This window comes from Aeribacillus sp. FSL W8-0870 (assembly GCF_037963755.1).
GTDB lineage: Bacteria > Bacillota > Bacilli > Bacillales > Aeribacillaceae > Aeribacillus > Aeribacillus composti.
Genome location: NZ_CP150165.1, coordinates 2,229,751 through 2,246,422, shown reverse-complemented (window position 1 = coordinate 2,246,422; position 16,672 = coordinate 2,229,751). Strand labels below are relative to the sequence as shown.

General features: G+C 38.4%; 13 protein-coding genes and 1 pseudogene. 11 read left to right on the top strand and 3 right to left on the bottom strand.

Features of this window, described 5'->3' with window-relative positions:
* Positions 1-209: 209 nt before the first annotated feature.
* The 3 genes and pseudogenes from NSU02_RS10855 (at position 210) to NSU02_RS10845 (ending at position 4,049) form a co-directional block, all read left to right on the top strand.
* Positions 210-1,670 (top strand): aldehyde dehydrogenase family protein, encoded by a 1,461-nt coding sequence (locus NSU02_RS10855; RefSeq protein WP_339192863.1) that lies wholly within the window; start codon positions 210-212, stop codon positions 1,668-1,670.
* Between the two features lie 163 nt (positions 1,671-1,833).
* Positions 1,834-2,967 (top strand): annotated as a pseudogene (locus NSU02_RS10850) (zinc-dependent alcohol dehydrogenase).
* A gap of 554 nt (positions 2,968-3,521) precedes the next feature.
* Positions 3,522-4,049 (top strand): nitroreductase family protein, encoded by a 528-nt coding sequence (locus NSU02_RS10845; protein WP_066251605.1) that lies wholly within the window; start codon positions 3,522-3,524, stop codon positions 4,047-4,049.
* A gap of 79 nt (positions 4,050-4,128) precedes the next feature.
* On the opposite strand, the gene NSU02_RS10840 is transcribed toward NSU02_RS10845, so the two are convergent.
* Positions 4,129-5,001: a LysR family transcriptional regulator gene (locus tag NSU02_RS10840; protein ID WP_066251606.1), complete on the bottom strand. Its 873-nt coding sequence runs from the start codon at positions 4,999-5,001 to the stop codon at positions 4,129-4,131.
* A gap of 144 nt (positions 5,002-5,145) precedes the next feature.
* Here NSU02_RS10840 and NSU02_RS10835 point away from each other — a divergent pair, with 144 nt between their 5' ends.
* From NSU02_RS10835 to NSU02_RS10815, 5 genes are all read left to right on the top strand, one after another.
* Positions 5,146-6,291 (top strand): AbrB family transcriptional regulator, encoded by a 1,146-nt coding sequence (locus NSU02_RS10835; RefSeq protein WP_066251609.1) that lies wholly within the window; start codon positions 5,146-5,148, stop codon positions 6,289-6,291.
* A gap of 92 nt (positions 6,292-6,383) precedes the next feature.
* Complete coding sequence (locus NSU02_RS10830) at positions 6,384-6,662, top strand: YciI family protein (RefSeq protein WP_066251612.1); 279 nt, start codon at positions 6,384-6,386, stop codon at positions 6,660-6,662.
* A 295-nt stretch (positions 6,663-6,957) separates the two neighbouring features.
* The gene (locus NSU02_RS10825; RefSeq protein WP_327873789.1) at positions 6,958-7,914 is read left to right on the top strand and encodes an alpha/beta fold hydrolase; all 957 of its coding nucleotides are present in this window, start codon (positions 6,958-6,960) and stop codon (positions 7,912-7,914) included.
* A complete protein-coding gene (locus NSU02_RS10820; RefSeq protein WP_339192862.1) occupies positions 7,911-8,453 on the top strand; it encodes a helix-turn-helix domain-containing protein in 543 nt (180 codons plus the stop codon). The genes NSU02_RS10825 and NSU02_RS10820 overlap by 4 nt, the downstream gene beginning before the upstream one ends.
* A 300-nt stretch (positions 8,454-8,753) precedes the next feature.
* Positions 8,754-10,001 carry a restriction endonuclease subunit S gene (locus NSU02_RS10815; protein ID WP_339192861.1) on the top strand — a complete coding sequence of 416 codons (1,248 nt, stop codon included), beginning with the start codon at positions 8,754-8,756 and terminating at the stop codon, positions 9,999-10,001.
* A 54-nt stretch (positions 10,002-10,055) separates the two neighbouring features.
* Here NSU02_RS10815 and NSU02_RS10810 read toward each other — a convergent pair whose 3' ends face one another.
* Positions 10,056-10,394: a helix-turn-helix transcriptional regulator gene (locus tag NSU02_RS10810; RefSeq protein ID WP_063387802.1), complete on the bottom strand. Its 339-nt coding sequence runs from the start codon at positions 10,392-10,394 to the stop codon at positions 10,056-10,058.
* Between the two features lie 174 nt (positions 10,395-10,568).
* Here NSU02_RS10810 and NSU02_RS10805 point away from each other — a divergent pair, with 174 nt between their 5' ends.
* A complete protein-coding gene (locus NSU02_RS10805; RefSeq protein ID WP_339192860.1) occupies positions 10,569-11,291 on the top strand; it encodes an EAL domain-containing protein in 723 nt (240 codons plus the stop codon).
* A 253-nt stretch (positions 11,292-11,544) separates the two neighbouring features.
* Here the strand turns inward: NSU02_RS10805 and NSU02_RS10800 are convergent, their stop codons facing one another.
* Positions 11,545-12,714: an ISL3 family transposase gene (locus tag NSU02_RS10800; protein WP_021292746.1), complete on the bottom strand. Its 1,170-nt coding sequence runs from the start codon at positions 12,712-12,714 to the stop codon at positions 11,545-11,547.
* Between the two features lie 294 nt (positions 12,715-13,008).
* Here NSU02_RS10800 and NSU02_RS10795 point away from each other — a divergent pair, with 294 nt between their 5' ends.
* Positions 13,009-14,370 carry a transposase gene (locus NSU02_RS10795; protein ID WP_094245175.1) on the top strand — a complete coding sequence of 454 codons (1,362 nt, stop codon included), beginning with the start codon at positions 13,009-13,011 and terminating at the stop codon, positions 14,368-14,370.
* Between the two features lie 172 nt (positions 14,371-14,542).
* Positions 14,543-16,291: a methyl-accepting chemotaxis protein gene (locus NSU02_RS10790; RefSeq protein ID WP_339192859.1), complete on the top strand. Its 1,749-nt coding sequence runs from the start codon at positions 14,543-14,545 to the stop codon at positions 16,289-16,291.
* The last annotated feature ends 381 nt before the right edge of the window (positions 16,292-16,672 follow it).

The following is a 16,672-nucleotide window of genomic DNA, read 5'->3' as shown; positions in this document are numbered from 1 at the left end:
TTTTTTAATGCTGATACGGCAAGAGTGCATACATCTTTTATATTTGTTAATAGGCAGATGAGAGCCAGCTTATGTCTGGCTCTTTTTTATGTTTTGGAACCAATTTACAGATCATCTGTCATTTGCTTTCCGACCTTTAGCAAGAATAATTTTGTTCGAACTGTAAAAAACTACCCACAAATAAATGAATTAAAAAAGGGGTAAGTTATATGGAGCGCTTTGAGGAATTGAACAAAAATTATATAAATGGTGAATGGGTCGAAGGATTAAGTGAAAGAAAATATGAAAATTTGAATCCATATGATGGAACTGTCATTCAAACGATTCAACTGGCGACTTCACAACAACTTGAACAGGCATTTTTAAACGCAAAGGAAGCTCAAAAAGAATGGGGAAAAACATCGTCAGAAGAACGAGAAGAAGTACTGCGGAAAACCGCGGAATTTTTTAAAAAAAATCGTGACGAAATTGTAAAAGTGATCTCCCGTGAAACAGGCGGAAGCTTCATAAAGGCTAACGTTGAACTTGACTTGACGGTAGGGCTTGTGGAAGAAGCTGTGAAAATGGCCAAAAAACTAGACGAAGTAAGGGAAATTGAAGCTGATGTAAAGGGGAAAGTGAATCGTGTTTATCGTCTTCCTTTAGGAGTTATAACATCCATCTCGCCTTTTAATTTTCCGATGAATTTATCCATTCGGACAATTGCTCCTGCTATTGCACTTGGAAACAGTGTCGTTCATAAACCGGATATTCAAACAGCCTTGACAGGAGGATCAATCATTGCGAGGGCATTTGAATATGCAGGACTGCCAAAAGGTGTTTTTCAATGTATTTTAACGGATATTGATGAAATTGGCGATGACATGCTCACTTCGCCGCATTCACAGCTTATCAGCTTTACTGGTTCAACGCCGGTTGGCAAGCATATTGGAAAAATTGCCGGCAGCATGCTGAAAAGGGTTGCCCTTGAACTAGGCGGAAATAACCCGTTCATTGTTTTGGCAGATGCAAATGTAGACCGTGCTGTTGATGCAGCTATTTTTGGAAAGTTTATACATCAAGGTCAAATTTGTATGATTGTGAACAGAATTATTGTTCATAAAAATAAATATGATGAGTTTGTACAAAAATTTGTGGAAAAAGCCAAATCGTTGCCATACGGAGATCCGGCTGACCCGAAAATAATTATTGGACCGCTTATAAACGAAACACAAATTGAAAAAGCTTTAAATATTATAGATGAAGCAAAAAAAGAAGGAGCGAAAATTGCATTGGAAGGGCAGCGAATCGGAAATATTTTAACTCCGACTGTATTTGTGGATGTTGATAACAACAGTAAACTGGCCCAAACTGAGTTATTTTCACCAATTGCTACGATCATTAAAGCGGAATCAGACGATCATGCCATTGAAATGGCGAATAATACAGAATATGGTTTAAGCTCTGCTATTTTTACAGAGGATTTAAGTGAAGGGGAACAATTAGGACTTCAAATTGAAAGCGGAATGACTCATATTAATGATCAAACAGTCAACGACAGCCCGACAATTCCGTTTGGCGGAACAAAGTCGAGCGGAATGGGTAGATTCGGAAATCCTTGGGTAGTAGAAGAATTTACGATGACAAAATGGATTTCGATTCAAAAAGAATATCGAAAATATCCTTTTTAACAACATGCCGGATCCACCAAGCAGCGTTGACTTTAAAAGTTAGTGCAGATGAGAAATGTAAATTAATGGATAGACAAAACAATTCATACGTATATCATTTTTTAGCTGGGCAAATTATAATGACGAAATAATAATCATGAAATGAAGATGGAGGAAATAAAATATGAAAGCAGTTACATATCAGGGAAAACAAATGGTTGCAGTAAAAAACGTTGACGATCCCATCATCTAAGATCCCGAGGACGTTATTGTCAAGATCACATCCACAGCCATTTGTGGCTCTGATTTGCATTTATACGAAGGAAATTTTCCACTACCCATCGGGTATGTAATTGGCCATGAACCGATCGGCATTGTGGAAGAAGTCGGACGTGAAGTAACGAAAGTCAAAAAAGGGGATCGAGTTGTAATTCCTTTTACCGTAGCTTGCGGTACTTGTTATTATTGCAAACATCATTTAGAAAGCCAATGTGACAATTCGAACCCTCACTATGATTCGGGAGGTTATTTCGGATATTCAGAAAAATTCGGCAACTACCCTGGAGGACAAGCAGATTTCCTTCGTGTTCCTTTTGGAAATTATACACCATTTGTCATCCCGGAGGATTGTGATTTAGAAGATGAAAAATTGCTGTTTTTGTCCGATGTATTGCCTACAGCCTATTGGAGCGTCGAAAATGCCGGAGTAAAAAAAGGAGACACAGTCATTGTATTAGGATGTGGACCAGTTGGCCTTATGGCGCAAAAATTTGCTTGGATGAAAGGTGCAGAAAGGGTGATTGCGGTTGATTATATCGGCTACAGGCTGAATCATGCAAAAAAAATAAACAAAACAGAGGTGTTTGATTTTACAGCTTACGATGACATGGGCGAGATACTGAAAGAAACAACGAATGGAGGAGCAGATGTTGTGATAGACTGCGTTGGAATGGATGGAAAAAAGTCGCCTCTAGAGTACATTGAACAGAAATTGAAATTGCAAGGAGGTACTATAGGCCCAATACAAATTGCTACGAAAGCGGTCAAAAAAGGAGGGACCGTACAAATAACGGGTGTTTATGGCGGTCTGTATAATTTGTTTCCATTAGGACCATTTTTCAGCAGGAACATTACTTTGAAAATGGGCCAAGCCCCTGCGCGGGGTTATATGCAGGAGCTTTTTGAAAAAATTAAAAATGAAGAGTTTGATCCGACCGACATTATTACACATACCCTCCCATTAGAGGAAGCAGCTCACGGTTATAAAATATTTCATAACAAACAAGATGATTGCATTAAAGTAGTTTTAAAACCTTGAATTTGAAAAGAACTGGGAAAAATGTTTGAATTCCAGCTCATCACATTTGGCTGCAACTTTTTTTGGGTCATATTGCCATCTAGCCTCTTCTAAACTGCAGCTGATCGTCAAATTGCATTTATTTGCAGCTAAGCTTTTCGATAAATGCAACATGTTTACATTTTGTTGAATTTTCGTTTGAATTCCTTTTGTCAATTGGTCGATATTTTGCAAAATTTAATCGGTGGAACCGTTTTTTCCATAAAAATTATTGTGATCAAATATTTGATCCCTTTTTTAAAATTGCCACCCGGATTCCATCATCAACGAGCTGCAAAAGATCTTGGTCAACCTGTAAAAATGATGATCTCATGTGTAGGGGCATAAAGATGCGCTAAAGTGCCAATGCAATCATCAGCTACGTTTTGGTTAAATGATTCTTTTGTTAATCCATATGAATCGATATAATGATTCCATATCATGTATTGAACAGGAGAGGGAAAAAATCGTTTATGAAAAGGTACATTCATACGAAAGCAAAATAGGCGAAAAAATAGAAAGAAGGATGAAGGTGCATGAACGTTTTTGAAGCTATACAGAAAAGACGTGAAATGACAAAGTTTCTAGATCAGCCTATACCAAATGAACGGTTGGAGCAAATTTTAGAAGCAGCTTATTTAGCCCCTTCTGGGAACAATCTGCCTTCCAGGGAGTTTATACTTATAACAAATCGTGAAAAGCTTGATGAATTGGCAAACGCCACGCCTTTTGTTTCTTGGTTGAAAGAGGCGAAAGCGGCCATAGCCGTTACAGGCTGCCCGGAAGTGAGCAAATATTGGCTGCAGGACGCCTCGATCGCATGCGGTTTTATATGGCTGACTGCAACTGAATTAGGTTTAGGGGCTGCTTTTGGTGCGATATATCACTCACAGGATCAAGCAGAATCAAAAAAACGGGAAGACTTTGTCCGGACAGCCTTAAACATTCCATCAGACCGCCGCGTAGTTGCAATATTAGGTTTAGGTTATCCTGAAAAGGAACCGCCCGCAAAAGAAATGGTTCGGAAGGAATCTATTATTCATTATGAACGGTTTCAAACGTAATTACGTTTGCGGAAATTTTGAAAAACCTTTTTCCAAGCAACATATGTAAGGAAAAAGGTTATACGAGTGTCATAGCATTTTATGGAATTTTTTGAAAATCGAGCTTTTCCATAAACTCGACAAACGCTTTCACAAATTTCAGTTGGATCGATTCCTTGTGATAAAACATCCAAGTTTTTCTTAAAATGGGCTTCCCATTTTTCGATTTCAGATCGATTTTATAAATATCGTCGGCATCATCTAAAATCAAGCTTGGCAAAATAGCGTAACCTAATCCGTTCAACACCATTTTTTTGCACGTATCTGCTTTATCGACTTCGATGCTGATCAATGGTGGTTGGGAGTAATTCTCAAACCACCAATTGTCCACTGCCGTTTTTAGCAAGGGATCCATCCGGTAATCAATTCTCGGCAAATTTGGAAGCTCCCGGAGATCTATTTTGTCTTTAGAAGCAATACAAATGGATTCCTCAAATAGTAATCGTTTTTGATCGTTCCAGCTGTAAGCTCCTTTTACGAAAGCGACATGGACTTCGTGGCTGTGGATCAAATGGGCTATCTCGCTGCTCGAGCCTGTCAGGACCTTAAATTCAATGTCGGGATACTCGTTTTTAAAAAGCTTTAAAAGACCGGGGAGTTTATAATCTGTAAAGTAATTGGAAACCCCTAATCTTAATGTGCCGGTTACTCGGTTCTCCATGTTCACAACATTTTCTTTTATTTTTTGTATTTTCAGCAGCATTTGATTCGCACATTTCGCTAAATATTCTCCTTGCGGGGTAAATTCAACTCCCCGCCTTCCTCGATGAACAATCTGTACACCGAATTCCTTTTCAATTTGCTGAAGCCGGTTTGTTAAAGCTGGTTGAGAAATATATAAATTTTTTGCAGCTTTTGTAATGTTTTTTTCGTTGTAGAGAACTTTCAAAATAAGCCAGTCTCGATCATCCATCGTCATCACCTCTCTTTTTCCATCAATAATTTTTATAATCATGCATAGATTATTGATATTTTATTTATATCTAAAAAAAGTATACAATATGTTTGTAGCAAGTTCGAATGCCGCAAGATATTTTGTTTAGAAAGAAGGATTGAAATGATACGAACGAAAGGTTTCTTGCGCAATGTTTCGTTTATTTTATTCAGCAGTATTGGAGGATTGCTTTTATCTCTAACAGGCCTTTCCATTGGCTGGATGCTCGGAACATTGGTGATGGCAGGGGCTTTTTCATTTTGGAGCCATACCAATTCAACATCGTCCGATGACAAGTATGTTTTGCCCCGATTTTGGATGAATGCTGGGCAATTTATTTTGGCGATTGAATTAGGGCAAAAAATCAATTTAACGGTTATAGATATTTTTAGAGATCATTGGATGTCCATCATGACAATGCTTCTCTTGTCCATTGTTTTCTCGCTGCTGTCTGGACTCGTTTTGTGGAAGTTCAGTCATACAGATTTATTGACTAGTTTGTTCGGAACGGTGCCCGGGGGCTTGTCTGTTATACCAGGCATAGCAGAAGAAGTCGGGGGCAACATTGGTGTCGTCAGCATTATACAAACGATGCGGGTATTTTTAGTAGTGCTTGTGATCCCGTTTCTTGTTTCTTCATTTGCGGTCCATTCTGAGAAGCTTGAAGTTTCGAACAACCAATCAGCGTTCATTTTTCCTAGCTTGGAAATGGACGAAATGATTTGGACGGCAGTATTGGCACTAGGGGCATTGGCAGGGTATTACATTGGAAAGCGGCTGAAGTTCCCTGCACCTTGGCTCGTTGGCGGAATGCTTGGTGCTGCTAGTATTCAAGCAGCCGGCTCATCATTTGCAGGCCACAACTTGACTCCATGGTGGCCGAACATTTTGATCATAGCGGCGCAAGTTTTCATCGCTGCAAGCATCGGCTCGAAATTTCATAAAAAGATGTTTACAGGGCTAGGGAAAACAATGGCGGTTGCTTTATTCAGCACGATTGGTTTAATTCTTTCCTTGTTTATTTGCGCTTTTATTGTTTCAAAGCTGACTGGAATAACCTTTGTCACAGCAGTTCTTGCATTTGCGCCGGGCGGTATTACGGAGATGGCTACAACAGCCGCTGTACTTCATGAAGATTCAACATTTGTTGTGGTCGTTCAAGTACTGCGCATTGTGTTAGTATGCATCGCAGTACCTCCATTGATCAAACTGCTCCATCAAAGAAGATTGCGCAATAGAGCACATTCGCATGCAGCAAGAAATATTTGATTGACATTAGGAACTTAAGACATGAAGCTTTTCAAGACTGACAGCTTCAAGTAAAATGGTAAGCGATGAATCTAATAGAAAGAGTGGTTGAGATGAAATATTTTGTCGTATTATTGCCGATGAAAGATGAAGAAAAAAGCAAAGCGTTTCGGAATGATCACTTGAATTATTTAGAGCAGAAAGGAAAAGAAGGAAAAATATTTGCAAAAGGCAGATTTACCGACGGCACAGGCGGTATGGTGATTTATCGCGCCGGCTCTTTTGAAGAGGCCGAAAAGCTTGCGAAAGAAGATCCATATGTTGTGACTGGCGCTAGAGGGTATGAGATTCACGAATGGGAAATGGTCAGCGACGCAGTGCTCCCAAATTAAGATTTTGATAGGAAAGCCGTTGTAGAATGATAGAACATTTGCATCGGTGCTGTCCGTTAGTCTCTAAAATAAATCCCTTAGAGAAAAAGAGCTGTTTTTCTCTAAGGGCTTTTGTATGTTTACGATTTTTCTCAAAAAAACAGTTCGCAGATGCCGGCTGCTTTCAATATGCTGTGGGCTGAAGGCACAATTCTGATAACATTTATATGCAAAAAACAATCATCAGAATTTTCTTGACTTATTTGTTATTATTATCGATAATGATAATAATAACATAAATAAAGGAGAAATTAACATGATTGAACAATTTATCAGCTTTCAAAGCTGCGGATATGAGTTAAAAGGAACGTTATCCGTGTTACAGAACAGCCAAAAAAAGCCGGCTATTCTCATTCTTTCCGGTTCTGGTCCGTTGAATCGCGACGGCAATGATGCAAAAGGAAAATTCCAGTTGAATATATATAAGCAATTGGCATCATTTCTTACTTCTTTAGGATTTATCGTGTTGCGATATGATAAAAGGGGAGTTGGTGAAAGCGGCGGTGATTATTTATCTGCAGGAATGTGGGATTTCGTCCGGGATGCAGCTAGCGCTGTACAATTTTTAAAACAACATCCGCTTGTTGATGAAAATCGGATCATTGCCTTGGGGCACAGTGAAGGAACAACATTGGCAGTTGCTTTAAACACCTTGGAGAAAATGGATGGGCTCATTCTTCTCTCAGGGGCAGGGGAGAGGCTGGAAGAAGCTTTAACAAGACAGAGAAAGCTTGTGTATGAAGCTTTAAGCAATGTAACAGGTTTAAAAGGAAAAATGATCCGCATGTTTAACATCGAGCAAAAAAACGAAAAAAAGGCGAATGCCCTTTTTGAAAAAATCATGCAATCTGATCAAGATGTGATCAAAGTTGGTTTTCAAAAAATAAATGCTAAATGGTTTCGGGAGCATTTGCAATACGATGTGCTCGAAGATTTAAAAAAAATAGAATGCCCTGTTTTGGCCATTACCGGTGACAAGGACGTTCAAGCTGATCCGGAAAAGCTCAACCGCCTTCCCGCTATAGTGAAAGGGGAGTTGGAATATTATATGATTCAAAATATGGATCATTTATTGAAAAAACAAGAAGATGAGATTAATATGTTGAAAATGAAAAATAATTATATCAAAAATGCGGATCAACCGCTTCACGAAGAGCTTTGCGACCATTTGCAAAAATGGTTGAACAAACGGTACAATGAGGTGTTTTCATGATTGAATCAAAAGCTGCTTTAATCTTGCATCCGGTACGGATTCGGATCATTCAAACATTGATCGGAAAACGCTTGACTGTGCAGGAAATAATGGAGTTTCTGCCGGAAGTTCCGCAAGCATCCTTGTACAGACATTTAAAAAAACTTGAAGAAGCAAAGCTGATTGAAATCGTTGAGAAAAGAAAGATAAGGGGAACAATAGAAAAAGTTTATGCCTTGCCGGATGAAACGATTGGGCTCGAAGACAGCGATTTGCAGCATATAAGCAGAGATGAACATTTGAACATATTTATGAGATTTATCGCCAATATTTTAGCGGATTATGAGAGATATTTACGACAAGAACAAATCGATCTCCTAAAAGATGGGGTGGGATTTCGGCAGGTTCGCTTTTATGCAAGCGACGAAGAGTTTTTTCAATTTGCTCAAACTGTCAACCGGGCGATGAAAAAGCTAATGGAAAACCAGCCTGCTCCTAACCGAAAAAAAAGAATTTTTACATCTATCATCATGCCGGAAGCAGAAGAAAAATTAAAATAGTGCAGTCTTTTTTATCCGCTTTGATTGAAAATGAAAAGCTAATCAATATGGATCAAAACAGGAGGATTATGTTCTGAACGAGCTATAACTAGAAAAATTGGGGAAGCGATCTGATTGTTGCTTCGGAATTGTCATGGGGCTGTCCAGAAAGTCAAAATCCACTGAAAACGAAACATCATAAGCATTGATATATCAACGGATCAACGTTTCAAAACATTAAAGGAGCGTCTATAAGCCGGAAAATCGACTTATTAGACTGCCCCATAAAGTTTCAAAATTAATGCATGTGGAGGAATTTATGTGGCGAGCTGGAAGAAAGTTCGGCTTGGTGATATTGTTCAAATAAATCCTGAATCATTAACGAAACAATTTCCCTTTCAAATGATCGATTACATCGATATTTCGTCTGTTGGAACAGGCGAACTGAGGGAGACATCGCAATATTTGATTCATGAAGCGCCCAGCAGAGCAAAAAGGCTGGTTCGAGCAGGCGATACAATTCTTTCGACCGTCCGTCCGAATCGAAGATCCTTTTTGTTTTTAAAAAATCCGAAAGAAAATCAAGTTGTATCGACCGGTTTTGCGGTTCTTCGGCCTACGGAGCATATTCATCCGAGGTATGTGTATTACCTTATTTCCAATCAATCTTTTACAGATTATTTAGTTTCTCAGGAACAGGGAGCTGCGTATCCGGCTGTCAGCATGGATTCTATTAAAAATGCGCTCGTATTGCTGCCGGACATGCGGACGCAAGAGAAGATTGCGGACATATTAGGAACAATTGATGATAAAATTGAACTGAATATCAAGATAAATAAAACGATCGATGAAACGATCATGACACTTTACAAATACTGGTTCATAGAGTTTGGGCCTTTTAAAGATAGAGGGTTCGAAATTTCTGAATTGGGAATGATTCCGAAAGGATGGAAGGCAGGAACATTAGGTGAAGTTATAGAATTACAAAATGGATATGCTTTTAAAAGCAAGGAATGGAAATGTGAAGGCATACCAGTAATAAAAATAAAAAATATTGTCCCGCCTTTCATCAACAAAGAAGATGCAGCATATGTAGATCCATCTTTATTCCATCGATTAGATCGTTTCAAAATTACACAAGGAGATCTTCTCATTGGGCTAACAGGCGCTGAAATCGGGAAATGCGGCATTTACTATTTTGAAGAACCCGCATTATTAAATCAACGTGTCGGCAAATTTTATTCTAGCGTGCACGAAATGAACACATTGCCATTTGTCTATGCCATAACTAAATTGCCGGATTTCCGCCAAAAAATTTTAGATCGGTCTACTGGATCTGCACAGCCGAATGTCAGCGCGGATGAGATAAAAAAAATGAAAATTGTGCTTCCGCCGGATGATATTTTAAAAAAATTTATACGTTTCACCAGCAATTATTATGCGATGATGATACATAATGCCAATGAAAATGACCGGCTCAAAAAATTGCAAAACGCTTTGCTGCCCCGGCTTTTATCAGGGGAGATGGATGTATTAGATGCTGAAAAGCATGTTGCTAACATGCTGTAAAATGATAAATAAGTTCCAAAAGAGGGGGATTGTCCCCCCCTTTTTGGAATACTGCTACTTATCTTTCCAGTTCAATAGGAGATCCAGCATGTTTAGTATGAATTTTTGATCTTCAACCGGCCTTGCCTGAAGTTTTGTAATAATTTGCGACAAAGTATAATCTGGTTTTTTTGAATTTGGTTGAATAGATTTAAATAATTCCTCTAAAGAAACCTCAAGCGCCGTTGCGATTTTGTTAATACTTTCCAATGTTGCGTTTTTTTCACCTCTTTCTAATTGTCCAATATAAGTAGCATGTAGATTTGCTATATCTGCTAATTCTTCTTGACTCCACCCTTTCTGCTTGCGAAAATTTCGGATTCTTTCTCCGATTATTTGCTGTATTTTAGTCATGAACCGTCACTCCTTGGGGATAATAGTGATTCCTTTTTACAATCTACTATGAGAGTTAAGCCCCCAAGAGACTATTGATATTAAAAGTATTAAAATATATACTAAAAATATGAAATATAACATATGACATTATCCGGAATAGGTCTATAGATAGACGTCTAGGAGGTTCTTCCATTGGTTAAATGGGAAATTAGAAGGATAAAAGAAATTATAGATAACAAGTCATTTTGTCATTTTTTTCAACCTATTTATGAATTAAAAGAATCAAAAATATATGGATACGAAGCTTTGCTTCGCTGCAAATATTTTTCCGATCCGGAAATTTTGTTTCAAATCGCCCGTGAATGCGGTTTTTTATATGAACTGGATACTTGCTCCATTCACAATGCAATAACATCGATGGGAGACCTGCAGCAAAAGCTGTTTATTAACGTATTTCCATCGACGATTGTTCATCATTCTTTTACCCAATTTATAAAAAAAATAAACCTTTTTTTTCAGTCGACCGAAAAAGTAGTTTTTGAAATAAATGAAAGTGAAAAAATCGAAAATATTGAATTGCTGAAAAAAAATATTCAATTTTTAAAAGATGAAGGGTATAAAGTTGCCGTTGATGATTTCGGAAAAGGTGAAATATCTTTAGAAACCATTGTCGATTTAAACCCGCATTATATTAAAGTCGATCGTTCTTTAGGCCAAAATTTATATAATTCGGGCAAAAATCAAGATGTTATTAAAAAGCTTTTATTTCTTTGCGAACGTACCAATATGAAGCTAGTTTTAGAAGGAATTGAGAAAAAAGAAGATTTAGACACGGCTAAAGCATTGGGGGTTCATTACGCTCAAGGATACTTGTTAGGCGAGCCGAAGCCGATGAGGGAAAATACAAAAAAATAATTGCTGCTTATTCATAGTAAATGAATTAGAAAAATAAATTTTATCGGATCGAACATATAGACTATTTTCAGATTATTTTTGCTTCATTGACGTAAAAGAACCGCACTAAATGAACGATAAAATTAATGAAAACGCTTAAATAAAGGATTATCGGTTCATTATATTTTTGACCATATACGTTCGATGTTAGCTAAAAAAATACATATTTGACAATAAATGGGTTCATCACCAAAAGATGTACTTGATTTTTACGTTAAAATGTGATAGAGGTCTCTAGACGGACACGCAAAGTAAAACGCTGGATATTTCGATACCCATATCCTCGCCTTTTGATCAATTTTATTTTGTTGTTGATTCCTTCCATTGGACCATTTGAGTAAGAAAAAACGATGCAAGAAAGCACTGCGTCTCTTCGGGTGATGAGTGCCTTGGCAATACTGCGTACGGCGGCACAGTCGCTAAAAAGGTACCGGTCAAACCATTGGGTCAAACGAGTTTCGGCTTGCTTTCTTGTTTGGCTTTTGGATACGTAACGGAAATGTTGAAGTGCTTGATAGACATCACGTAAATAAGCACTTTCTTGGCACCATTGTCGAACTTCCTGTCTCTCTTCTTCTGTTAATTTTTCTGGACGTTGGCTTAACAATCGGCACACGCGGCGAACGCTTCCATGTTTGGTTCCGCCTTTGGCAAGGTATTTGCGACAACGTTCCAGTGCATCGGTGAATAACTGAATCACATGGAAGTGGTCAAGAACATGGATGGCTTTTGGACATACCTTTTCAATGGCTTTTCTCATGGCAGGAGCCAAGTCGCTGACAACATACTTCACTTTGGAGGCGACGGGTTGAAGCGCCTCCACAATGGCTTCTTCATTTTTTCCAGAAGCAATGGAAAGGACATTCCGAGTCTGTGTGTCCATCACCGCTACTCCGTAATCATGTCCCTTTCGGAAAGCGAATTCATCCACACATACTACTGTAGGATTCGATGTTGGTAAAAGAGCCGGGGCATATTGATAAAACCAGCGTTCTACTGTCGTATAGGCGAGTTGTAACAAGCGAGCGACTTCTTGAATCGTTTTTCCGATGCATAACTGGGCGACCCAATGTTGAAACGATTCCGTCGCGATACTGTGAGACGGAAGTCCCGGATAAGAAACGGTGAACGTCAGAAAACAGGCTTGGCAACGCCGTCTTTCTATGGGAAGTTCAATCCAAAATAAACCGACCGTATTTGTATAGCCATGAATCCATTGTTTTCGTTTCGATGATATTTTGGTTGTCCGTCCGAAGCAAGTCGGGCAGATCGGACAATGAGGAGGGAGGGAAAGTTCAAAAATCCATCGTTCTCCCTCTTTTCGTTCTCCATGAATAAGAAAGCCTGGTAAAGTGATCAAATCTTTGATAAACTGAGATTGCATGCGAAATTTCCTCCATGGTTGATGGTTTGGTCACCTTTACCATACAGGAAATTTCGCATTTTTTGTACCCTTGATCAGAAAACAACCTGATTGTCAAGTACATTTTGTGGTGAAGAGCCAATAAATGATTAACTCAGCTTTCGCAGTCCAAAATCTTGTTTAAATGCTTGATGTAAATGGTTTTGGGAAGTACAAAATTATCATTTGACATTTTTTAAAACATAAAGAAAGACACCTATTCTTTTGGTAAAATATTGGTGACGAAACCAAATCCAAAAGAAAGGTGTCACCACTATGATAACGAATAAAGACTACTTTGCGCAATTACCAAAAGAAATTAAACAAGGATTTTCCGAATTAAATATTGGATATCATTTAAGAAAAGCGAATATTACGAAACTTTCCGGGTATTCTTGTCTTACTGTTTTCAAACTGATTTTTCTTTTAGTCTTCCAATATAAGAACTGGTTTCGTGCTTTTATGAGTAAACGATCTCAGGATCTGCCCGGAAAGGATACAGTCTATCGCTTTTTAAATACACCAACCTATCATTGGAGAAAGTTTCTGCTTTCATTAAGCAGTGAAATGATCCGTCTGCTTCAACCATTAACTTCAAAAGATCGTGTCACAGCTTTTGTGATTGATGATTCTGTCTTTTCAAGAAACCGTAGTAAGTCGGTTGAACTGTTGGCTAAGGTTTTTGATCACTCTACCCATCAGTACTTGAAAGGGTTTCAAATGCTTACCCTTGGCTGGACCGATAGTTTTACTTTTATTCCCGTTGATTTTGCTCTTCTAAGTTCACCGAAAAAGGAAAATCGCCTGCAAGAAATCAATACCAATATTGATAAACGAACATCTGGCTATAAGCGTCGCCAGGAAGCTCTGAAATCAAAACCGGACGTGGCTTCAGCTTTACTTGATCACGCGCTTGAAAAAGGGATTGTAGCTGACTATGTTCTCATGGATTCCTGGTTTACACAAGCGCCTTTAATTGAGAAGATTACGAACAAAGGGTTATTTGTCATTGGCATGGTGAAGCAATTAAAGCAGCGATACGTTTACAATGGTGAACGTTTCACACTGAATCAACTTTACAAATTGGCAAAACCTCACATGGGTAAAAAAGACATTCTCGGATCCGTTTATGCTACTTTAGACAATGGAATTCCAGTAAAAATTCTATTTGTACGAAACCGTAATAAACGGAGCGAATGGCTTGCCATTCTCAGCACAGATACAACATTAGAAAATGAAGAGATCATTCGTATTTACGGCATGCGTTGGGACATTGAAGTCTTCTTCAAATGCAATAAATCCCTTTTAAATTTAGAGAAAGAATTCCAGGGACGTTCCTACGACATGTTAATTAGCCATACAACCATTGTTTTTACACGATATATTCTCATTGCTTGGCAAATGCGAAAAGAGGAGGATCCTAAGACGATTGGCAACCTTTTTTACATCCTTTGCGAAGATGTAAAAGACATAGATTTTATTACTGCCCTTCAATCACTTATTGACCTTTTCCAAACTTTGGCGGAAGCCGAGGTTTCTTTGAACATGGACATCTTTAAAAATCAAATGAATAAATGGTTGGCCACTATACCTAATTATATCAAGCAATGCTTAAATATTTCTGTGTGCGAAAGTTGAGTGATTAATTAACTAAAAAAAGTATGTTTAGAGGCCGATAATTAAAATGTCAAGCAACCAATTTCGGATTTGGGGAGTGAAAATGGATGGAAATGAGTTCGTAACGCTTTTCTAAGAGGAAAGAACTAAGTCTTTAAAAAAATTATGGCATAACAAAGGGGTAATGATTTTCATGAAAAAGAAATTTCAATTCACGATACGTATGAAGCTAATGACCATTTCATTTCTATTATTAACGATTCCGTTAGTCATTTTAGGCTTGTTAAGCTATCAGAAAACAACTTCCAGTATAAACAAGCTGGGGGAAAAGAACTTAAAAAATAGCGTCGAAATGACCATTGAGTTAATCGATGCGTTAAATAAAGAGGTTGAAAAGGGAACATTGTCTTTAGAAGAAGCGCAGGAACAGGTAAAAGTTGCGATATTGGGGGAAAAGAATGCTGACGGCAAACGGTCAATTAATAAAAATTTTGATTTAGGCGAAAACGGATACATGTATATTATCGATCAAAAAGGAACTCTTATTGCACATCCAGTTATAGAAGGCAGACAAGGCTGGAATGACGAAGATTCCAAAGGCGTAAAATTCAATCAAAAAATGATTAAAACCGGAAATGAAGGTGGCGGTTTAACTTATTACGAATGGGCTTTGCCTGACAACGAAAATCGAATTGAAAAAAAAGTCGCCTATTCAAAAACTGATCCTCATTGGGGATGGGTTGTATGTGCGGGCACGTATTTAATGGATTTCAATCAGCCGGCTAATGATCTTCTCGTTTTTTTAATGATTGTCATTGGCGCAACGATTGTGATTGGATTTTTCATCGTATGGCTGTTTTCAAACAGCATTTCCAAACCAATACACGCCGTATCTGAGCGCATGCATTTGCTGGCTAATGGAGATTTAACACAAGGTGAAATAAAAATCCGTTCGAAAGATGAAACACAAAATCTGGCACATGCCATAAATCAGCTGCAAAATAAACTGAAAGAAATGATTACAAACATTTCGAATGCTTCTGAAGTACTGACAAGCCACAGCGAGGAGATGACCCACTCTGCAAATGAAGTGAAGGCCGGATCAGAGCAGGTTTCAACAACCATGCAGGAATTGGCATCAGGCGCTGAAACGCAAGCAAGCAGCGCGAGCGACATGGCAGCAAAGATGGAGGTATTTGTCGAAAAAGTTCAAGATGCCAGCGAAAAAGGGGAGCATATTGAATCAGTCTCCAGAGAGGTGCTTGAAATTGCCGGCAAAGGAAATAAACTAATGATGTCTTCTACCGAACAAATGTCGAAAATTGACGAAATTTTTCAACAATCTGTTGATAAAGTGCTCGGTTTAAACGGACATTTGCAAAAAATTACAAAACTCGTATCAGTCATACAAGGAATTGCGGACCAAACGAATCTTCTAGCATTAAACGCAGCGATTGAAGCGGCAAGAGCAGGCGAAAACGGAAAAGGCTTTGCAGTAGTTGCAGATGAAGTAAGAAAGCTCGCTGAACAAGTTTCCGTCTCAATCTCAGACATAACAAGCATTGTCGACAATATCCAAAATGAATCAAAGAATGTAGTTGATGCTTTAAAGAGCGGCTATCAGGAGGTTGAACAAGGAACAGAGCAAATTAAAAATACAGGCGCAACATTTCAAACGATCAACAAAGCTGTTACGGACATGGTTCATCATATTCAAACAATTGCGAACAACTTGACGGAAATCGCTTCCAACAGCCGGGAAATGAACCGTTCCATCGAGGAAATAGCCTCGATCTCCGAGCAATCAGCAGCAGGTATTGAGCAAACCTCTGCGGCAGCCGAACAAACAAGCAGTTCTATGGAAGAAGTGGCGAACAGCTCCGAACAACTAGCGAAGCTAGCCGAAGAGCTGAATGAATTTGTACGGCAATTTAAGCTTTAGAAAATAGAAGAATGTGTTTGATTTTTTTGATATCAGAAGATGTATTTGGGTGGGGATAAATGTCCTCACCTTAAACTTTTGAGCGATACATAGACCAGCTCCCTGCAAAAAGGGGGATAAATGTTCAGTATTGCTGGCATTTAGAGGGGGAAGACAACTTGCATAAATGTCAGATCAAATACAGACCTTTCTTTATTAGAAAGGAGATCAGTCGTAAAAGCATACATTTGATTAGAGATTAGTTCTTAGTGTGCACGAATTGCACAGTCTTTTTGAAAAAACTTTTGTCTTATTGCTCAAATTCCCAATATTCCACATCACATTTTCTCCATTTAAACCGCCTTTTTGCTGCGTGAACGATAAATCTATTATAATCATATG